The sequence below is a fragment of the Vibrio sp. 10N.261.55.F4 genome (assembly GCF_041470465.1).
GTDB classification, from domain to species: Bacteria; Pseudomonadota; Gammaproteobacteria; order Enterobacterales; family Vibrionaceae; genus Vibrio; species Vibrio crassostreae_C.
This window is the reverse complement of record NZ_JBFRMM010000015.1, coordinates 133,827-154,060: the sequence shown is the minus strand read 5'-3', so window position 1 is coordinate 154,060 and position 20,234 is coordinate 133,827. Positions and strand designations below refer to the sequence as shown.

Annotated in this window: 14 protein-coding genes and 2 tRNA genes; 7 read left to right on the top strand and 9 right to left on the bottom strand. The window is 44.7% G+C overall.

Going from position 1 to position 20,234, the window contains the following annotated elements; translation table 11 throughout:
- Positions 1-59: 59 nt before the first annotated feature.
- The gene (gene asd / locus AB4249_RS09025) at positions 60-1,178 is read right to left on the bottom strand and encodes an aspartate-semialdehyde dehydrogenase (protein ID WP_017629874.1); all 1,119 of its coding nucleotides are present in this window, start codon (positions 1,176-1,178) and stop codon (positions 60-62) included.
- A 500-nt stretch (positions 1,179-1,678) separates the two neighbouring features.
- On the opposite strand from asd, the gene nhaC reads away from it, so the two are divergent.
- On the top strand, positions 1,679-3,115 hold the full coding sequence (gene nhaC, locus AB4249_RS09020; protein ID WP_017063453.1) for a Na+/H+ antiporter NhaC: 1,437 nt from the start codon (positions 1,679-1,681) through the stop codon (positions 3,113-3,115).
- Between the two features lie 104 nt (positions 3,116-3,219).
- Here nhaC and AB4249_RS09015 read toward each other — a convergent pair whose 3' ends face one another.
- The 3 genes from AB4249_RS09015 to yejK all read right to left on the bottom strand — a co-directional run bounded on the left by AB4249_RS09015 (position 3,220) and on the right by yejK (position 6,988).
- Positions 3,220-4,398, bottom strand: a complete 1,179-nt coding sequence (locus AB4249_RS09015; protein WP_017065980.1) for a hypothetical protein — start codon at positions 4,396-4,398, stop codon at positions 3,220-3,222.
- Between the two features lie 76 nt (positions 4,399-4,474).
- Entirely contained in the window at positions 4,475-5,878 is a 1,404-nt protein-coding gene (locus AB4249_RS09010; protein WP_102398080.1) for an Hpt domain-containing protein, read from the bottom strand.
- Between the two features lie 105 nt (positions 5,879-5,983).
- On the bottom strand, positions 5,984-6,988 hold the full coding sequence (yejK, locus tag AB4249_RS09005; protein WP_017061190.1) for a nucleoid-associated protein YejK: 1,005 nt from the start codon (positions 6,986-6,988) through the stop codon (positions 5,984-5,986).
- Between the two features lie 84 nt (positions 6,989-7,072).
- Between yejK and AB4249_RS09000 the strand changes: the two genes are divergently transcribed.
- The 4 genes from AB4249_RS09000 (at position 7,073) to AB4249_RS08985 (ending at position 9,875) form a co-directional block, all read left to right on the top strand.
- Positions 7,073-7,300 (top strand): YejL family protein, encoded by a 228-nt coding sequence (locus tag AB4249_RS09000; protein WP_004734063.1) that lies wholly within the window; start codon positions 7,073-7,075, stop codon positions 7,298-7,300.
- 28 nt (positions 7,301-7,328) lie between these two features.
- A complete protein-coding gene (locus AB4249_RS08995) occupies positions 7,329-9,137 on the top strand; it encodes a DUF3413 domain-containing protein (protein WP_372102863.1) in 1,809 nt (602 codons plus the stop codon).
- A gap of 138 nt (positions 9,138-9,275) precedes the next feature.
- Positions 9,276-9,366 (top strand) — tRNA-Ser (locus AB4249_RS08990).
- A 418-nt stretch (positions 9,367-9,784) separates the two neighbouring features.
- Positions 9,785-9,875 (top strand) — tRNA-Ser (locus tag AB4249_RS08985).
- 75 nt (positions 9,876-9,950) lie between these two features.
- Here the strand turns inward: AB4249_RS08985 and AB4249_RS08980 are convergent.
- Together AB4249_RS08980 and AB4249_RS08975 are read right to left on the bottom strand one after the other, a co-directional pair.
- Positions 9,951-12,077 carry a methyl-accepting chemotaxis protein gene (locus tag AB4249_RS08980; protein WP_372102861.1) on the bottom strand — a complete coding sequence of 709 codons (2,127 nt, stop codon included), beginning with the start codon at positions 12,075-12,077 and terminating at the stop codon, positions 9,951-9,953.
- A 193-nt stretch (positions 12,078-12,270) separates the two neighbouring features.
- Positions 12,271-13,191 (bottom strand): histone deacetylase, encoded by a 921-nt coding sequence (locus AB4249_RS08975; RefSeq protein ID WP_372058203.1) that lies wholly within the window; start codon positions 13,189-13,191, stop codon positions 12,271-12,273.
- Between the two features lie 262 nt (positions 13,192-13,453).
- Here AB4249_RS08975 and AB4249_RS08970 point away from each other — a divergent pair, with 262 nt between their 5' ends.
- Both AB4249_RS08970 and AB4249_RS08965 read left to right on the top strand, forming a co-directional pair.
- Complete coding sequence (locus AB4249_RS08970; protein ID WP_017059372.1) at positions 13,454-14,140, top strand: SDR family oxidoreductase; 687 nt, start codon at positions 13,454-13,456, stop codon at positions 14,138-14,140.
- Entirely contained in the window at positions 14,118-15,149 is a 1,032-nt protein-coding gene (locus AB4249_RS08965; protein WP_017063445.1) for a DUF3080 domain-containing protein, read from the top strand. The genes AB4249_RS08970 and AB4249_RS08965 overlap by 23 nt, the downstream gene beginning before the upstream one ends.
- Before the next feature lie 18 nt (positions 15,150-15,167).
- Here the strand turns inward: AB4249_RS08965 and AB4249_RS08960 are convergent, their stop codons facing one another.
- From AB4249_RS08960 to AB4249_RS08950, 3 genes are all read right to left on the bottom strand, one after another.
- Entirely contained in the window at positions 15,168-17,162 is a 1,995-nt protein-coding gene (locus AB4249_RS08960) for a DNA topoisomerase III (protein WP_372102859.1), read from the bottom strand.
- Between the two features lie 115 nt (positions 17,163-17,277).
- On the bottom strand, positions 17,278-17,826 hold the full coding sequence (locus tag AB4249_RS08955; protein ID WP_372055168.1) for an NAD(P)H nitroreductase: 549 nt from the start codon (positions 17,824-17,826) through the stop codon (positions 17,278-17,280).
- Positions 17,827-18,033: 207 nt separating this feature from the next.
- Positions 18,034-20,043 carry an FAD-dependent oxidoreductase gene (locus AB4249_RS08950; protein WP_372102857.1) on the bottom strand — a complete coding sequence of 670 codons (2,010 nt, stop codon included), beginning with the start codon at positions 20,041-20,043 and terminating at the stop codon, positions 18,034-18,036.
- Between the last annotated feature and the right edge of the window lie 191 nt (positions 20,044-20,234).

The following is a 20,234-nucleotide window of genomic DNA, read 5'->3' as shown; positions in this document are numbered from 1 at the left end:
GACGTTTGTCGTCAACCCTTTCGGTTTATCAGCTAATAGAATTTAAGCAATCTTGCCTATTACGCTTTCTCAGCAAGGATAATGCGCAGAGTACGACGTAGTGGTTCTGCAGCACCCCAAAGTAGTTGGTCACCAACCGTGAAGGCGTTTAGGAAGTCGTTACCCATCGACATCTTACGCAGACGACCGACAGGTACAGACATTGTGCCTGTTACTTTCGCTGGTGTTAGCTCCTGTGCCGTGATGTCGCGGTCATTAGGAATCACTTTAACCCAATCATTGTGCGTTGCGATGATCTCTTCGATCTCGTCCATTGGCACGTCTTGCTTAAGCTTGATCGTTAGTGCTTGAGCGTGACAACGCATTGCACCGATTCGTACACAAGTACCATCAATTGGGATTGGCTGACCATCTAGACCAAGAATCTTGTTCGCTTCAACACCGGCTTTCCACTCTTCTTTACTCTGACCGTTTTCACGCTTCACATCGATCCAAGGAATCAGTGAGCCTGCAAGCGGAGCACCAAATTGGTCTGTTGGGAATGAAGATGAACGAATCGTATCAGCCACTTTCTTATCGATATCAAGAATTGAGCTTGAAGGGTTTGCTAACTCAGAACTTACGCTGTCGTTGATCACACCCATTTGTGAGATCAGCTCACGCATGTTCTTAGCACCCGCACCAGAAGCTGCTTGGTAAGTCATGGCACTCATCCACTCAACCATGCCTTTCTCGTACAGACCACCTAGAGCCATAAGCATTAAGCTCACAGTACAGTTACCGCCAACGAACGTGTTGGTGCCGCTGTGAATGCCTTGCTGGATTTGAGCCAAGTTAACAGGATCAAGAGTGATGATTGAATCAGCATCCATACGCAGAGTAGATGCTGCATCAATCCAGTAACCTTTCCAACCTGCTTGACGCAGTGCTGGGTATACTTTTGATGTGTAATCGCCGCCTTGACAGGTAATCACAGCATCAAGCTGTTTTAGGCTATCAATATCAAAAGCGTCTTGAAGTAGACCCGCATCTTTACCACCTAAAACAGGGGCAGGAATACCAATCTGAGATGTGCTGTAATAAACAGGCTCAATCAAGTCGAAGTCTTTCTCTTCAACCATACGTTGCATCAGTACAGAACCAACCATACCGCGCCAACCAACTAGACCTACTCTCATCGCTCACTCTCCATGTATAAATTAAAAATTGCTCTCCCCCATCTATAAGTTTTTCAGAAACAGAACTCAAGTGCTTTTTGTCAAAAAGTGTAACTTTTTCGTTTCTTTTAAGTGAACGTAATGAATCGTGCAGTTATCTCTGTATCGACATTCCATCTCCACCTCATTGATTAAGCGTCCATTATCGTCAAATTCAAACATTTACATCGCCAAAGTCGATTCAATCGACGCTCATCACAAACAGTAAATCCCTCTTTTAAACCAAGGTTAATCAGAGTTTTATTTTACAAAACGAAAACAACGTGCGACAAATTTCAACATGTAACAATCATGAATATAACAAAAATTTAGATTATGAAACCACAATTGATTGAGTTAACAGTCAAATATCACAACTTGGGCGTATTTTTTCGATATAATAAACTAATTACTGTAGTGTCCGTTTTGCACCACACACTATAACGAAGCACTATAAATGCTCGAAATCACAAGAGGCTTTTATGAAGCAGAGTAAAACTCGCCTACCGAACCTATTGCAGGTATTCATCGCGTTAGGACTATTTCTATCCCTTGCTTTTTCCTTTACTGCAAAGCTTGACCTTCCAATTCAACTTGCCTTGTATATTGGCTGGTTCATTATCATGGTTCTTGGTATTCGTCTTGGACACCAATACAAAGACTTAGAAAAAGCAGCACTCAAAGGAATATCCAATGGCTTAGGCGCGGTTTTAATACTTTTAGCCGTTGGCGCTCTTGTTGGTACTTGGATCTCAGGCGGGATCGTACCTACTATCATTTACTATGGTCTGAAAGCTATCCACCCTTCTATCTTCCTTTTAGCGACCATGATCATCTGTTCTCTAACTGCATTGGCGACCGGTACTTCTTGGGGTGCTGCGGGTACAGCAGGTATCGCGATGATGGGTATCGGCCAAGGCCTAGGTGTTCCAGCACCGATTACTGCAGGTGCCGTGCTGTCAGGCTGTTACTTCGGTGACAAGATGTCTCCTCTTTCTGATTCAGTGATTCTGGCTTCTTCAATGTCTGGTGTTGAAGTGGTTGAACACATCAAAGGCATGCTTCCAGTTGCGTTAATCAGCTACGTGATTACAGGCATCATGTTTACTGCGTTTGGTTTCCACTACGCGGGCAACGTTGACATGAGCCAAGTAGACTCTGTCATCAAAGCGATGGAAGTTCAGTTCTACATCACGCCTTACTCATTCGTTCCGGTACTTATCGTGCTTGGTCTGTTGGCTTTCCGTATGCCTTCATTCCCGGTCATCAGTTTTGGTTCTCTGCTGGGTATTATCTGGGCAGTCATGATCCAAGATATCGACTTCCTAACGGCATTCAACACTGCTTGGGCACCGTTCTCAATCTCATCTGGCGTAGAGTTTATTGATTCGATTCTTAACCGTGGCGGCATGTCTTCAATGCTGGGTTCAGTTGCGGTTATCGTATTTGGTCTAGGTTTTGGTGGCTTACTGGATAAAGTGGGCGTACTAGAGACAATCGCTAAGGTGTTTGAGCGCCGCGTAAACAGCGCAGGTTCACTAGCGACTAGCACAATTGGTACGGCTTTCATGGGTAACGTATTCGGTTCTGCAATGTACGTATCGTTAATCCTTACACCAAAAATCTGTGCGAAAAACTACGACCGTTTAGGCTACAAACGTAAGAACCTATCGCGTAATGCTGAGTTTGGTGGCACGTTAACGTCGGGTATGGTTCCCTGGAGTGATAACGGTATCTACATGGCGAGTATTCTTGGTGTTGCGACGCTGTCTTACGCACCCTTCATGTGGTTAAGCTTCATCTGTATCATCGTGACTATCGTGACATCTTACATGGGTTGGTTCGTTGATAAGTGTGAACCAACAGCACCAGCGTTTGAAGCTGAAGAAGCGACCGAGTTAAGCAAGCAACAAGCTTAAGTTCAGGAGCTAACGCTTTCGAACGTAACTCAAAACGTTAATGGATAAATGCAAAAAGAGCGCCCTAGAGCGCTCTTTTTTGATCTGCTGATTTACTTATTTATCTATTTATTGGCGGTTCGTTTACCCAACCAGTAACCGATGCCTAACGGTGCAAAGAACACTACTAAGATAAACAGGATGAAGTAGATAATCACACCTTTGATTAACTCCATTAGCTTATCAATCGCCAGTACCACCACCTCTTGAGAGACGCGATCAAGGTCTTGCGTGAACAGTTCTCTTTCTGAAGTCACAATGCCGGCAATCTCGATGCGCTCTTTCGCAATCATCTCTACTAGAGCTTCTCTCTCACGTGTCACCATTTTTTCTAATGCCACACGTTCATCACTCAGCATCGCTAATTTTTGGTCGGTTTTATCACTGAGGTCGTTGAGCAATGGTTGCATTTCTGTCGACATAATAGAAGCCAGTGTTTGCATGTACTCCGGATTGTTCTCAATGAAGTCTTGCATGCTTGCTGATGTTTGACGAAGGCTTTCCAGCGTCATCGATAGGTCTTCACCCGTTAGTGAGCTATTCAATGCAACCAACTCCGCCTTCCACGACATCAGTTTTGGTGTCTGGTCAGCCATAAGGCTTAAACGATCAGATGCGTCACTCATTGCTTCTGGCATGGTGCCTAAGCTCTGGACGATTTGCGATTCGTCTTTACCAAGGTAATTTAGCCATTCACGGTAAGCAGGTGTGCTTCTGAATGTGAGGTCTTTAAATGGGTGGCTAGCAGAAAACTGAGCAACGAACGCTTTGCTGTTTTTGAAATCACTCGAGCTCAATACACCCTTTGCCAGCTTCTCGGCTTCTTGATCAAGAAAACGAGCGGTCTCTACTGCATCATCCGTCGCGAACAGATCCGCGCCGTCGCCTTGGCTATAAAACTGATTCATTTGGGCAGTGAAAACCCACGAGTCAATTAACGCAGACATAGGGGAAGTTTGGTAAGCCGCTTGTTGTAAGCCCTGCTCTGCATGGATCTTCCAAAGCAACACATAAGATTGATGTAAGGTGTCATCAGCAGGGTAAGATTGCGCGATGAGATCGGCCGAATCTTCTACTCGTGTAAAGAACATCTTGGCGTATTCACGCGTCATGATCCGAGCATTTAACTCTTGTTGAGTGAGAGGCGTCGTTTGACTATCTAACTTAACTTCTAAGAGAGAACAACCACTTAGCACAATGCTAAGCACCAACACCATCCAACTTCGACTCGAAACTCGTAACATATAAACCTCTGACAAAGACTAAGGGCGCTGATTGTATGAGCGCTTCGTCATAGTATTGTCAAAAATCCTGTAAAAGTTAACGCTGACTGTCTAAATATTCATGAGCAGAATCCACAGAGGCTTTTATAGCCTGCTCTAGTTCAGCTAAATCATGTTCACTGATTGCTCTGGACTGCTTCATTGTCATTTCAATGGTTGCGGCAATGATGGCTAACCGAGACGCTTTAATACTGCCAGCCACGCCTTTTAAGCTATGTACAATGCGAGCCGCGGAGGTTTCATCTTTGGTCAACAAAGACTTAAACTTCTCGTAGTCACCTGCGTGGTCTTGTACAAACACACCAAGCAAGAGTTCGACAGACTCAGCATCACCATCGAGCGTTTCTAACATGTCTTCGATATCAATCGCAGGCTTTGAATCTGTGACACTGGCAACGTGTTTCTCTACTACTGGCGCCTGTTCAGGGACTTGCTGAATAGAGTATTGCGGTACAACGGGTTGGCTTGTAACGTTAACGCTCTGCGGAGGTTGAGAGTCGGAAGACTGGCGCGTTGGCCTGTTCTCGGATACATAAGCGTCACTATCTGCTTGTTTCACTGCTGAGGAAACAACATCGCTATAAGAAGCGTCTTCCTTACTTGAATTAATTTCTAGTTCAGAGCTGAGTTCTTGGTCTGCTTCTTTCATCGTTTTTGTGGACCTAACGCCCCAAAACACTATCCCGCTCATCGCCACCAAGCTTAAGCCTAGCATCACCAACAATAGGTTGAATTGACGATCATGGAACTCAGCTTCGAGTTTTATGATCTGTTCATTTACTGAGTTTTTCTTAATCTTATCAACCAAATAGTTAAGCTGAGCGTAATCACTCAACAATGCTGACGCATCAGCCAGTAGTTGTTGGAGTGCATCTTGTTCTTCGTTTTCTAAGGAATAAGATTTTTCTAGAATGGAATCAAAGGCGCGATAAGTCGCTGACGAACTTTGATTTTCAGAATACATGGCTTCAAATACCACAACACCGAATTCGTTGAGGAGCGGTTTTAGCTGAGGGGAAAGCTCTTTATCAGCACGCAAGATCTTAATGTTATCAACGATGTCTTGAACTTGGCTTTCTATTGGAATGAACTCATCGAACTTTTCTAGGAACTGATCAGCTACGTACAACAGTTGGTTGACATCAGGACGAAACAAGGCGTGTTGGAAATCAGATTCAATCTGCAGTCGGATCGAATAAACCAACTGAGCATCGAGTGCGAGATCATTGATACGAGAGACTCGAAGCGGTTCTGAGAAATAAAGCGATTGCCTCAATTCGTTGACTCGAATACCGAGCTCTTCGATTTGAGCTAGAGAATTGGTGTAGGAACGGCTTAGATTAAGAAGAGCCAATGAAGGAAGTAACCACAGAGCCAAGAGCACAACCAAAAAGGTGGCTGGTTTTTTAAAGCGTTTGGGCTTTGCTACTGATTGTTCCATCTATATTCCTTGTGCGTGTTAACTTGAAGCCATGACCGTAGCTAAAAGATTAAGCACAAAATAAGCGACAACGTCCTGCTGCCGCTTTTATCCGTTAACTTCGGACTATGACTTATTGCGAGTCAGTTGGTCACGTAAGTTCGGTGGAGTGCCTTTAATCGTTAGCGTGTCTGTCTCCGGATCGTAAAAGATACGTTCGCCTAGAAGCAGACTATCAAAACTAACATTCAAACCGCCACCAGCACCAACAAATTTTGTTAGTTTACGCATAGTTGCGCGATCGGCTGGGAAGCTGTCTTCTAACTCGTAGCCTTGCTCACTAGTATAGTCAAAGAAGCTTGTGCCATCTGTGCTTGCTGGCAACTCACCAGAAAGTTCACGAACTTGTACTTCATCGCCCGCTTTAAGCTGCTCGTTACAGTAATCCGCAACCTGCTTTTTGTAGCTGATCGCTTCTTCTTTCTCTAATTTAGAGTCAGAAACGAAGTCTTCTACCGCTTGCATCAGTACTTGGTTCTGCTGTTTCGCATCCAAACCGACTTCAGCTTGTAAGAAATCTAAGAAGAAATCCGCGACTTTACGGCCAACACGTCCTTTAATATAAGTTAAGTAACGGTTTGACTCTTTATCAGTCTCATAAGTAGAAAGGTCTAGGCGAGCCGCGATATCCATTTTTGAGATATCAAGGTAGTCAGTCGCACTAATATCAAGCCCTTCAGTTACCTTTAGGCTTTGGTTTGAAGGCAATAAACCAATGAAAAGGTAATCTGTTGCAAGTGACTGATATTCAGCCATTACCAAGATACCTTCGTCAGCGAATGGGTACTTTGATAGTTCGTCTTTTAGACGTTGCGCACTCTTTTGAGAAAAATCGTAAAAGTTTGTCTCACCAGCACGAAGTTGATGCAACCACTGCTGGAATTCGCTGTCAGATTTGAAAGAACCAAACCCTTTGCCTGCTTTTGAATTAAAAACACGGTGAAGTTCAGCAACTAGGCTTTCAGATGAAGCATCGTTTTCTAGAGATTCAGCACGATAGTTAACAATCAGCTCATCCTGATCGTTCTTGCTCAGCTGGTGTAAAATTACGTTGGAAAGGTGAAGGCTCATAGTGAAAATATTACCGTTCAGGTTTCAGTTGTCGTGCATAGTAGGTTATCATAAGCCGCTTTTACTATCATTATTAGAGTCCTTATGCCGATTATATCTAAATACACAGATGATCAAGTTGAAAAAATCCTAGCTGAAGTAGGTGCTGTACTAACTAAGCACAAAGCTTCGCCAGAACTTTCACTGATGATCGCTGGAAATATCGCAACCAATGTCTTAAATCAGAATGTTGCTGCTTCACAACGCAAAGGAATTGCTGAAAAATTTGCCGAGGCTTTAATTTCTTCTCTTGAAGATAAAAAGTCTCACTAAATTTGATTGACGGATAAAAGAATTATAAATGGTAGACAGCGCAAACTCATATAGCGATCGTGTATCTCGACTGGTTGGTTGGGGTCACTGGTTTGCATTTTTCAACATCATTGCTGCGATGTTGATTGGTACTCGTTATATTACTCAATCTGCTTGGCCAGAAACCTTGCTAGGCCAATTCTATTTGGCTGCATCGTGGGTTGGTCATTTTGGCTTTTTAGTGTTCGCGCTCTATCTATTAGTGCTGTTCCCGCTCACTTTTATTCTTCCGTCGAGGAAGTTATTACGTTTGGTTGCCGTTATCTTCGCGACCATAGGTTTAACTGTCCTACTGATTGATACCCAAACGTATCAAAATATAAACCTCCACCTGACGCCTGTCGTGTGGGAGGTTTTATTCAGTGGAGAGGAATCTGCATTCACGTCTGATTTGCAGCACCTCTTCATTGTTATGCCATTTATCTTCTTACTACAGCTTGGTCTGTCTGAGTGGGTTTGGCGTAAGCAGCGTAAACTGTCTCATAAACACATTGGCCGTCCGATTACTGCCGTCTTCTTCTTGTGTTTCATCAGCAGCCACTTGACCTACATGTGGGCTGATGCGTACTTCTATAGCCCAATTACTAGCCAGAAAGCGAACTTCCCACTGTCTTACCCAATGACAGCGAAAAGCTTTATGGAAAAACATGGCCTATTAGACCGTGAAGAGTACCTTGAGCGTTTAGAAGCGAACAAAGAGAACGTAAACCTAGTTAGCTACCCGCTAGAAAAAATTCAATACAACCGCCGCAGTGATGATCTTAATATCCTGATGGTGAGTGTGAACAACCTTCGCTCTGACGCACTTAATGCGACGGCGATGCCAAACAGCTATGCCTACGCGCAACAGTCGATCAACTTCACCAACCACTACAGTTCAAGTAACGATATGTTCGGTATTTTTGGCTTGTTCTACGGCCTACCGAGCAGCTACGCAAGCAGCATTGAAGCTCAGGGGTCAAGCGCAGTATTGCTCGATGTTTTAGAGAATCACGATTACAAGTTCGCTGCTTTCAGTGGCGACAACTTTAGCGATGCACTTTACTCGGATATTATCTTCCGAGGCCGTGATGTGATGCCAGAGCAAGCAACTTATGATGACCAGAGTGCCATAAAAGCTTGGTCTAACTGGATTCAATCACCGCAAGCTAAACGCCCTTGGTTTAACTTTATTGAATTAACCACACTGGATAACTTCGCCAGCTACGATTCAAGTTCAGAGTCGGACTCTACGCTAACGACAGCAGAGCGTTTTGCAGCAGACTATCAAAAGTCGGCGACAGCGGCCGATGCTCAGCTAGCAACTATCTACGCTGAACTGGAACGCTTAGAGCTTGCCGATAACACGGTGGTTATCATTACCTCTAACCACGGTACTGAGTTTAACGAAACCAAAACCAACAGCTGGGGTGCAAACTCCAACTACAGTCGTTATCAGTTACAAGTACCACTGTTTATCAGCTGGCCTGGCAAGTCTGCTTCTGAATACACCCACCGTTCTAGTCATCTAGACGTGTCAGTAACACTGATGCAAGAGCTATTGGGTGTATCTTCGAACCCAACAGATTTTAGTAGTGGTCGCAGCCTGTTTAATGAACGTAACAGAAAGTGGATTCTCGCGGGCGACTCTCGTGAACTTGCTCTTGTTACTGACCAGCAAACAACGGTGTTGGATAAATTTGGTAACTACAAATTGTACGACCAAAATTACAAGCGCCTGAAAAACGTAAGCCCTCGCTTACCTGTGTTGATGCAAGGCCTGACAGAGCTACAGCGTTTCTACACAAAAAATGACTAAATAATCAGCAAACAGCAAAGGGAAGCCAATGGCTTCCCTTTTTTATTGCCGTGAATGATTAGAAAACAAGCAACAAAACAAAATTATGAAAATTAAGGGTTTACAAGATCCTCCACCCCTTATATTATTCACGCCACTGGAGGGATGGCTGAGTGGTCGAAAGCACCGGTCTTGAAAACCGGCAACCGTTAATAGCGGTTCTAGGGTTCAAATCCCTATCCCTCCACCACTTTAAAGAAAGCCGCTGAGAAATCAGCGGCTTTTTTGCATCTGAAGCTTTTTAAAATATAAAGCTCATCTAACAAAACTCTCTACAGTCCCAGTTTCAAACCCATTCACTTTATACCTAGTTTTAAATTCCGATCTCACCGTTCTAAACTAAAAGTTCATGCGCCTAAGCCACTCCCCTCATAACTTTACCTGCAAGCCAATTAGATACTTTCTTTTTTAATAGCACAGAAACACTTCACGTATAACAAAAGTTGGGAATACTTGGCTTATTGAATATTAGATTTTGTCGGCTTCTTAATAAACCGAACAATAAATAATCATTCAGAACAAAAATACCAAAAAGCGTTCATAAAAAAAGCAGTCAGTTAATAAGGGTATTTACAAGCGAAAGCCACCCTTATATTATACGCGCCACTGGAGGGATGGCTGAGTGGTCGAAAGCACCGGTCTTGAAAACCGGCAACCGTTAATAGCGGTTCTAGGGTTCAAATCCCTATCCCTCCACCACATTAAAGAAAGCCGCTGAGAAATCAGCGGCTTTTTTGTATCTGGCGTTTGCGTAAAGAACTTACGTATTTTCCACTACGCCACCTTTCGGCTCACTTCAAAACGCCCAATCAATTGGTCTAAACGGCTCAATGCATTGCCCATCAAGGACACTCGACGTGCGAGTTGCTTAGTAGACAGTTGTAAGTCAGATATTGAACGTTGGGCTTTATCTGCCGTTTGTCCATTTTTCTGACTGTTTTCATCTAAGTTAGACATCGTGGTAAAGAGGTCACTCACCGCTGATTGAATTTGCTCACTGCGAGCATTTGAGTCGACTGTTAAGTTTCCTTTACTCACATTCTCGACACCTCGCTCCATGGACTCAACAGCACTGCGAGACTTACTATGCAGCTCTTTCATTAGGTCACTAATATGGTTAGCAGCTTGTGAAGTTCGGTCAGCCAGAGTTCTTACTTCAGAAGCGACGACAGAGAACCCTCTCCCGTGTTCACCTGCTCTTGCCGACTCAATGGCCGCATTCAAGGCCAAAAGGTTAGTCTGCGCGGTAATGTCAGTAATGATATCTATAATGTCAGACACCTTAGTCATTTCATTATTCACCTCATTCACGCTATGCGCCGAGCTTTCTACGATATTGCGAACAATCTCCATGCCTTCGACGGACTGATTGTACTCCTTCTCTGCGCTCAGGACGGCTTGTTTCATCACCGTGTCCATTTGCGTTGCTGAGACACTCGCATGAGTAATTTCGCTCTGTTGATACTGACTCAACTGAAGCATATTGCTTAACGCTTGTGATGCATCATCACTGGTTTGCTTCATCACGACACTGCGACGAAACATCGATTCCGAAACCTCTCTAACTTCGTGACTCGCATGGATCAACTCACTCACCGTGTTATCTAAATTGTCGATAAAACTGTTAGTCCAGCGCCCTAAGTTGCCAAGTTCATTATGACTGAATGTGGTGGGATCAAGTCTCCGACTTAAGTTGCCATCACCTTCAGCTAAGGTCTGCATTACCCCGGTCATTTCATGAATCTTCTTCGCTAGTGGTTTGGCGCTAACTAAACGGAATAAGCCCAATGAAAGCAACGCGCAAGCGAACATAATGCCACTCTGCATAAAAGGTGTGAGTGTATAAAGGTTGGCAAACAGTAATGGAACAAATAGAGGCAGTAGCATGCAGCTGATAAAGTGCTTAGATAAGGTATAACTTAGACTTCGGTCTCTGTAGACCTCTTCTAAATCGGACTCACACATCATGCCAAAGGTATCTGGTGAACCATCCAATTGAAAAGTGATACCTTTGCCAATAACGGGTATGTGGCGATAGTCAGAATACCCCGGATAACCAATAAACAAGTTATTGCCATTTTTAATGGTTTCTCTTACGCCTGGGTGAAGCTGATTAGTGGCTGGGTCTGTAAAGCGAATCTCAAATTCGGTGTGGTGCTGGATCTTAACCGTTCCCCAATCAGTATGAATCCCTTGCTTTAAGTTCTCGCCGTGTGAAAAGGTATTATCTTCAAAGCGAGAACGAGAGAGCGCAACACCCGGCTGAGTATTAGGATCATGAATGGAGTCGACCATAAAGATATAGTTATCACCCGACTCGCTATAAATATGCCCCGCTTCTCTTTGAATAATGTCACCAATAACATCATTTGGAACACGACCACATAGGAATTGCGGCGCCCCTTCATCCCGAGAAAAGGGGACATAAAACATCAGCGTTACTTGGTCATGAAACGATGAACTCGAAGCCCCTACGTTCAACGTGCGCTGATCCATATACGGCCCATGCAGATAACGCTTTGAAGCCCCTTCAACTAAAGCCTTCTTGTCTCCAAGGTTAACCCCTACATGCTCATGATAACTCGATGCTTGTGCTATCCCCTTAGCATCGACGATCGCCAACTCAGAAAAATCCGTACTGCGTTTAAGAAGGCTAGATAACGTCCCCTGTGCTTGCTCTTCCGTTCGACTTGCCAAATAAACAGCAGAGTCTTCTAAAAAGTCCCATTGATTCTTGACCCAGTTATGCAGAAGTTGAACTCGCGTGTGAGCAATACTTTCAAAAGCTTGTTCAAGCTCCTCCGTCCTACTTCGATTGAGGAAACAAGCTCTGCGCATAGCCAGTTTTCCTGTTGCGCCAAACCAATTAAGCCAACTACGTTCCTTGTCCGTCAGGTTCATTTTTATCCCTTGTGTTTTTATAGACACATGGGTCAAGCAATTTACAAACCACAATTAACCACACAAATACGTAACTAATTAATAAAAAAGTACTTTATATGAGTCACAATGGTGCAAGCGTGTCTTTTATGGTGCAAAAGGCGCTTATTTCACACCATCATTTCAATGAGCTATCAGGCGCTAATTTGAGAGGTTAACCGTAAACATGATAAGCCGCTTTTAACAGCTGCATGTGAATCGGCACCAGATCTTGGTGTTTAGTGCGGTACCCGCCACCGACTACGCATGCCATCGAAATAGACTCTGATTTCGCTAATTCAATCATCAAACAGTCGCGCTCGAATATCCCTTGTGTCGAGACATTCAAGTAACCCAATTCATCGTCTTGATGGATATCGATCCCCGCATCATAAATAATCAGATCAGGTTGATGGTGAGCAATCGCTAACTTAGTGACTTGTTCAAAACAACGTAAGAACTCTTCATCTTCTGTTTCACGACTTAACGGTACATCTAAATCGGATAGCGGCTTTCGTGCAGGGAAGTTTTTATCGCAGTGGAACGACAGAGTAATGATGTCGTCGTTGTCTTGGCAAAGAGTTGCTGTGCCATCACCATGATGAACGTCGCTATCAACGATCAGCACTTTATCGATATGTTCAAAGGTCAGCGCGTGTTTTGCCGCTAAAACCAAATCGTTCAACAAACAAAAGCCACTGCCAAAATCATGATGCGCATGATGATAACCACCACTCAAATGAATCGCTAAACCAGTCTCTATTGCCATTTCAGCGGCCAAGCAGGTTCCACCACTTGAGTAGAGTGTTCTTTCGATAAGTTGCTCGCTCCACGGGAAACCGATACGTCTCATCTTTGCTGCAGGTAACTTACCAGACACGAGCAAATCAACATATTCGCTATCATGTACCTGTTTTACTTGCTCAACCGAAACCGGCGTTGGTTGGCACACTTCAAACTTGCACTTCCATCGAGGTTCGCTATTCATCAGCGCCTCAACAGCACTATGCAACAACTGATATTTGTTGATTGGGTAGCGATGACCTTCTGGTAAAGGTAACTGTGAATAGATTGGGTGGTAAATTAAAGGAATCATAATCAGGCTAATTGCGTATCTTTCTCAAAATCATAACAGCCTCAAACTTGGCGACAACCTTAATTAATGATAATGGTTATCATTGCTATTAATTATAAAGTAGAGACCATAATGAAAAACGTAATACTCATCTTTGGGGTGATCTGCGGCTCAGCGGCAGCAGTAATGATTTTTGTAGGAATGCTAATGGCCAGTTGGTGGAGCGTTGATTTTCTCGTGTTAAGCCATCAAACTTAACTAATTGAACTGAAAAGGAATCACCATGAGCGTTATTTTTATTACTGGAGCGAACCGCGGCATTGGCTTAAGCCTGACTCGACAATACTTGGAAAGTAATCACAAGGTGTACGCGACTTATCGTGATGACAATTCAGCAAAAGAACTGCTCTCACTCGCAGACCACAACACCAACCTTACCTGTATTCAATTAGAGATAACCGATTACCAAGCAGTAAGCCAACTCCCTTCGCAAATAGAGTCGATTGATATCTTGATCAACAACGCTGGCTACTATGGCCCTAAAGGCTACGGGCTGGGTAATACCGATGTTGAAGAGTGGCGTCGTGTATTCGAAGTCAACACCATCGCTCCACTAAAGCTTGTCGAAACGCTATTGCCTTTACTCAAAGACAGCGATATCAAAAAGGTCGCTTGTTTATCCTCTAGAGTCGGCAGTATGTCAGAGAACACCTCAGGCGGCGGTTACATCTATCGCTCCTCTAAAGCCGCTCTAAACTCCGTGGTGAAGAGCCTAAGCAACGACTTAACCGATGATGGCTTTACGGTGTTAGCACTGCATCCAGGTTGGGTGCAGACTGAAATGGGTGGCCCTAATGCTCTGATCGACACCGACACTTCAGCTTCCGGCCTGATTGAAGTCATCGAGTCAGCGAATACCGAAGTGAGTGGTCACTTCTTCAATTTCGATGGCAGCGAAATTGACTGGTAATCCACAGATGAATGCAGGGCATCTCTCAAACCTAGTTAAGCACTCAACGCTGTTTTGTCTAACAGTGATGCTAGCTGGCTGTTTCAGTGATGGCCCCGGCGACTTGTTCGACGACTATCAAACAAAGATAGCCAGAGTACAAGATGCTGACGAGATAATAGAGGAATGGGAATTTGAAAGCCTACCGAGAAAACGAGAACTGCTGCTTGACGTGCCCTCACTCTCTATCGGCCTCATCGACAGCTACCAGCTTCGTCAGTGTGGATTGTTCAATCTGATTGCAGAAAGAAATTCGGTTCTGGGCAAGGTCGCGGATGAGTTTCGTAATTACGATTATCAAGTCGCGCTACTTGAAGGCGTGGGCAAATGTTTATCCAGTAATGAATTAGACCCAGAGATCGTAGAATTACTAAGAGAAATTGAGCAACAGAAACTCGCACAGTTTCCACTGCATCAATGGAATCTCATCTATGCCAGCGATGCTATGCAGTCACAAATGCGGGGTAGTCAGTGGTTACGCGCTGATATAGGCGATCAGGTACGACAAACCAGTGATGCGTTAGAACACATCAATCAAGCGTTAAACACATCGCTCGTTTCCGGCAAAACCACTGAGGTTCAAGAAGTATTAGAGAAGAGTTCGACCCTTGGGGATTTATACTACTCGCTCGCTCGGGCGTCAGTTGAGCTTGATACCATCACCAAACAGCTGACAACTTTTGATGACAAGATCATCTGTGGTAAACAACGAGACACCACTAAGTTCCGCTATCTCAACAATGTGTTCGAGCAACAATACATAGGTAAGGTTCAGCCTTACATGGCGCAACTGGATGGCTACTATCAGCACATAGCCCCGCAACTAGGAATGTTTGACGCGCAACCTGAACTGCACAGTTATTACTTTCCCATCCAAGATGCACATCAAGCCTTTCGATCATCCACTCGTCGCCATGTTGACTATTGGCAGCAACTGTTTAAACGTTGTGGCCGTAAAGTCGGTCGCTAATCCTAACCTCAATAAGTCTTAGCTTTTAGTGCTCTTTTTAGCGGAAGTACCTTTCTTAGCATACGTACCTGTCTTGGCGTAAGACTTCTTCGCCCCACCGCCTTTACGGCGTTTGAAGGCAGGTCTCTCGACTTTAGGAAGGTGGCGGAGTGATTCAGGAACTTCTCCCGTTTTTACTTTACCCATTAAACCATCAATCTTGCTTTCTAACGCTTGCATGAAAGGCTGATACGCTTGATTTCGTTCTGCCATGCCTTGCAGCTGGTGCTCCCAATGTGCCGTCATGTCTGGGAAGGTAGAATCCTCAGGTAAGGCATGAATCAAGCCTCTGCCCGCAGGGCTACTGTGAATACTCTTACCTTGGCGCGTTAGCAGCTGCCTTTTGAATAGAGTATCTAGAATACCCGCACGGGTTGCTTCTGTGCCAAGGCCATCGGTTTCTTTCAAAATGGCTTTGAGATCTTTGTTCGCAACAAAACGCGCGATACCTGTCATCGCTTGAAGCAATGTCGCTTCCGTGAAGTGTTTTGGTGGCTCAGTTTTCTTATCACCAATCACGCCTTCACGGCACGTCAACACCGTACCTTTATCCAATGGAGGAACCGTATCCGTGCCATCGCCTTTTTCTTCGGTATCCGTTTTACCCATCAACACCTTCCAACCCGGGTTGATAAGCTGACGCCCTTTTGCGATGAACACGCCACCAGCGATATCAAAGACCAGCTTAGCATCAGCAAAAACCGCAGGTGGGTAAAACTGCATTAGATACTGACGAGCGATTTGCTGATAGATTTTCATCTCGTTGGCAGACAGGCCGTTCACCGATGATTTCTTCGGTGTTGGAATTATTGCGTGGTGAGCATCGACCTTACTGTCGTTCCATGCTTTGGATTTAAGAGAAAGATCCGCACCTTGAGCACCACTTTGCAGCTCTTTGGCATTGTTAGCGATAGCGTCTACGATCGACTCTCGCTGTGAGTAGTGCTCTTTAGGCAAATAGCGGCTATCAGAACGTGGGTAAGTGATGAGTTTGTGTTTCTCGTACAATGACTGACACGTATCTAACACCTGTTGAGCACTCATACCAAAACGCTTAGACGCATCAATCTGCAAGGCTGACAGCGAGTAAGGCAGTGGCGCAGCTTGTTTACTTTGCTTTTGCTCTGATTCCGTCACCGTCGCGGGTTGATTCGCAATTCGGTTAGCCACATTCTCAACCAGCTTTCGATTGAGCACGCGCCCTTCTTCATCTTGCCATGGTTTACATGCTTCGCTTGGCTTCCAACGCGCACGAATATCAAAGCTCTGGCCGTGATTTTGATAAGGGATCAAAGCGTGCAAAGTGAAGTAATCTTTCGGAATAAAGTTTTCGATCTCTTCATCGCGCCTTACCACCAAACCAAGTACAGGCGTTTGTACTCGCCCGACCGACAACACACCTTGGTAGCCAGCCTTTTGACCGAGTAAGGTATAAGCACGAGTCATGTTCATGCCATACAGCCAATCGGCTCTAGAGCGCGCTAATGCGGAAATAGAAAGCGGAATAAAGTCACGGTTGCTGCGCATTTGAGAAAGTGCACGTTTTACGGCAGGTAAGTTCAAGTCGCTGATCAGTAGCCTGTCCATCGACTCTTTCTTAGCCTTAGAGACTTTGCAGTAATCAATCACTTCATCAACCAGCAACTGCCCTTCTCTATCCGGGTCTCCGGCGTGAACAATTTGAGTGGCGTCCTTCAATAGCTTTCGGATCACCGTGAGCTGTTTGCTTGACGTCTTACGAGGTCTTAGTTGCCATTGCTCTGGCAGAATAGGAAGATCGGCTAAATTCCACTTCTTATAACGATCATCATAAGCATCTGGCTCAACCTGCTCCAATAAATGTCCAATACACCAAGTCACCACATCTCCATTACCACATTTGATAAACCCTTGGTCTTTCTTCTGTGGATTAGGTAGTGCGGCGGCAATCGCGCGGCCGAGGCTTGGTTTTTCAGCAATAATAAGGCGAGACATGTTTTTCCAGATGCTACAAACAATTAGAGCCACATTATCTAATGTGGCTCTAATAAATCAAGAAAAACTGGTTGTTTATACAGTTAGCATTCCACTATTCAAGCTTCTGCTTTCTTTATAAGAACTCAACAAACTTAGAGAAGTCGCGCTCTGGCACTTTCATTGGTGTACAGCCAGGAGTGCCTAGGTATAGGAAACCAACAATTTCATCGTCGCCTTCTAGGCCAAATGCTTGGTGTACTTCTGGGTGGAACATCCATTTACCTGAGCGCCAAAAGCCTTGGAAACCTTGTGCGACTGCAGCCATTTGCATCGCCTGTACAGCACACCCCGCAGACAGATGTTGTTCGATAGCAGGCACTTTCTCGTGCTCGGTGACTTTTGCAATCACGGTGATCACCATTGGAGCTCGGAACGGCGCTTTTTTTACTTTCTCGATAACCGCTTCTTCGCTGTCATCCGCTTCAGCGGCGCGCACCAAGATGTCTGAAAGCTTTTGTAGGCCTGAACCTTGCGCGATAACAAAGCGCCATGGTGTTAGTGCACCGTGGTCTGGAGCACGCAGCCCTGCTTTGATGATGTTTTCTAACGCCACACCTTCAGGTGCCGGATCAGAGAGTTTTGCGATTGAGCGTCTGTTGAGCAATAGATCCAAAGCATCCATTTGAAGTCCTTACTATTTCTTTATTATTTGTATACTTGAACTTTAGCACAGAATACAAACGATAATAAATCTCAACGGCTGTCCATTTAGGCTAGATTAGAAACAATAAAGGCTCCTAAATCTATGACTTAGGAGCCTTGTTCAAAATCTAACTCAGCAAATTAAGTAACAATATCTACTGATAAGATTACAGTTTGATAGCTGATTCTATAACTTAATCGCTAGCTCAACACCTTGACGAATTGCGCGTACTGCATCCAATTCACCTGCGTAATCGGCACCGCCTATCACGTGTAGTTTGCCACCAAACTCTTGCCACATGTCTTCGAATGGACGAACAGAAACCTGACCCGCACACACGATAACGGAATCGGCATCGAGTACCTGATCTTTCTTACCAACGCTGATATGCAGACCTTGGTCGTCTATCTTGTTGTAGCTCACGCCACCAAGTAAGTTCACACCACGTTTTTCTAATGTGCGTTTATGAATCCAACCTGTAGTCTTACCCGGACCTTTACCGACACGACCCGCTTTACGCTGCATCACCCAAACCGTTTTGTCACTGAACGAATCAGGGTAAGGATAAAGTCCACCAGGGTGTTCCATATTCTTATCAATGCCCCACTCATGCAGCCAGTCATCCAAGCTGTGAGAAGTCGGCTCTGTCAGCATAGTTGCCACATCAATACCGATACCACCGGCACCAACAATCGCGACTTTTTCGCCTACTGGTGTCTTTTCACGAATCAAGGTTTGATAATCGATTACGTTTTCTTGGTCAATCCCTTCAATATCAAGCTTTCTTGGCTCAACACCGGCAGCCATCACGACTTCATCGTACTTCAACAACATCTCAAACGTCGCTTCAGTATCCAGTTTTAAGTTCACGCCTGATGCATCGATTTGATTAGCAAAGTAGCGAATCGTTTCTCTGAACTCTTCTTTACCCGGAATCTGCATTGCCAATCTAAACTGCCCACCGATACGGTCATTTTTCTCAATTAGATCAACATTATGACCACGCTGTGCCAACGTCGTCGCGCAGGCTAAACCAGCAGGCCCAGCACCAACCACGGCAATAGTTTTGGTCGCTTCGGCAGGCTGAACAACAATTTCAGTCTCGTAACAAGCACGAGGGTTAACCAAACAGCTCGCTCTTTTGCCTTTGAATACGTTATCAAGACAAGCTTGGTTACAACCGATACAGGTGTTAATGAACTGAGCTTGGTCTTGAGCCGCTTTATTAACGAAATCAGGGTCAGCCAAGAATGGACGAGCCATTGATACCATGTCGGCCTGTCCTGAGCTGAGGATACGTTCCGCCTCTTCTGGCGTGTTGATACGGTTACATGTCACCACTGGGATCGACACGTATGGTTTCACTTTTTCCGTCACCCAAGAGAATGCCCCTCTTGGAACTTGTGTCGCAATCGTAGGAACACGAGCTTCATGCCAACCAATGCCGGTATTAATAATGGTCACGCCCGCTTCTTCTAGCTTCTGAGCCAAAAGTACAACATCTTCGAACGTGCTGCCTTGCTCAACCAAATCCAGCATCGATAAGCGGAAAATAATGATGAAATCTTTACCCACCGCTTCGCGAATCGATTTAACGATCTCTAGCGGGAAACGCATACGCTTCTCATAAGAACCGCCCCATTCGTCATAACGCATGTTGGTACGTTTACAGATAAATTGGTTAATCAAGTAGCCTTCCGAGCCCATGATCTCTATGCCGTCATAGCCAGCAACCTGAGCTAATTCTGCACTGTTGGCAAAAGCACCGATGGTCTTTTTAATTTGACGAGGGCTCATCTCACTTGGAGCGAACTTAGCGATAGGCGCTTTAATGCCAGACGCACTTTGCGCAAATGGGTGCATCGCATAACGACCTGCATGCAACAATTGAAGCGCAATTTTACCGCCGTGCTTGTGGACGGCTTCGGTAACAACTTGGTGCGCTTTAGCGTGCTTTACTTTACTGAATTCAGCACTGAATGGGGTTAATCTGCCACGTAAATTAGGAGAGAAACCACCAGTAACAATAAGGCCAACGCCTCCTTGTGCTCGCTCTTCATAAAACGCGGCGAGTTTGTGGAGACCTTCTTTATTTTCTTCTAAACCTGTATGCATTGATCCCATCAATACACGGTTACGTAACTGGGTAAATCCAAGATCGAGTGGTTCAAGTAAATGTGGGTACATGGCAGACATCACTTCTATTATTTTATCCTTGTGGTCTGACCACAGTATAGTTCAATTACCAAAAGTTCAAACAACCGTTTACATTTTTGTAACACCGATCATAATGCTGCACGTATTAATCGTTCAGAAGCCCTTAATTTGACTACACTTAATGAGAATATATATCGATTAACAATTCTTGGTGTAGTTTGAGCTTGGGA

Bases quoted from the DNA above. Each gene is read 5' to 3' on its own strand.
- AB4249_RS08965 (WP_017063445.1), top strand. From the start codon at position 14,118: ATGGCAGCGAAATTGACTGGTAATCCACAGATGAATGCAGGGCATCTC.
- yejK (WP_017061190.1), bottom strand. From the start codon at position 6,988: ATGAGCCTTCACCTTTCCAACGTAATTTTACACCAGCTGAGCAAGAAC.
- nhaC (WP_017063453.1), top strand. From the start codon at position 1,679: ATGAAGCAGAGTAAAACTCGCCTACCGAACCTATTGCAGGTATTCATC.
- AB4249_RS08955 (WP_372055168.1), bottom strand. From the start codon at position 17,826: ATGGATGCTTTGGATCTATTGCTCAACAGACGCTCAATCGCAAAACTC.
- AB4249_RS08950 (WP_372102857.1), bottom strand. From the start codon at position 20,043: ATGTCTGCCATGTACCCACATTTACTTGAACCACTCGATCTTGGATTT.
- AB4249_RS08960 (WP_372102859.1), bottom strand. From the start codon at position 17,162: ATGTCTCGCCTTATTATTGCTGAAAAACCAAGCCTCGGCCGCGCGATT.
- AB4249_RS08970 (WP_017059372.1), top strand. From the start codon at position 13,454: ATGAGCGTTATTTTTATTACTGGAGCGAACCGCGGCATTGGCTTAAGC.
- AB4249_RS09015 (WP_017065980.1), bottom strand. From the start codon at position 4,398: ATGTTACGAGTTTCGAGTCGAAGTTGGATGGTGTTGGTGCTTAGCATT.
- asd (WP_017629874.1), bottom strand. From the start codon at position 1,178: ATGAGAGTAGGTCTAGTTGGTTGGCGCGGTATGGTTGGTTCTGTACTG.
- AB4249_RS08995 (WP_372102863.1), top strand. From the start codon at position 7,329: ATGGTAGACAGCGCAAACTCATATAGCGATCGTGTATCTCGACTGGTT.
- AB4249_RS08975 (WP_372058203.1), bottom strand. From the start codon at position 13,191: ATGATTCCTTTAATTTACCACCCAATCTATTCACAGTTACCTTTACCA.
- AB4249_RS08980 (WP_372102861.1), bottom strand. From the start codon at position 12,077: ATGAACCTGACGGACAAGGAACGTAGTTGGCTTAATTGGTTTGGCGCA.
- AB4249_RS09010 (WP_102398080.1), bottom strand. From the start codon at position 5,878: ATGGAACAATCAGTAGCAAAGCCCAAACGCTTTAAAAAACCAGCCACC.
- AB4249_RS09000 (WP_004734063.1), top strand. From the start codon at position 7,073: ATGCCGATTATATCTAAATACACAGATGATCAAGTTGAAAAAATCCTA.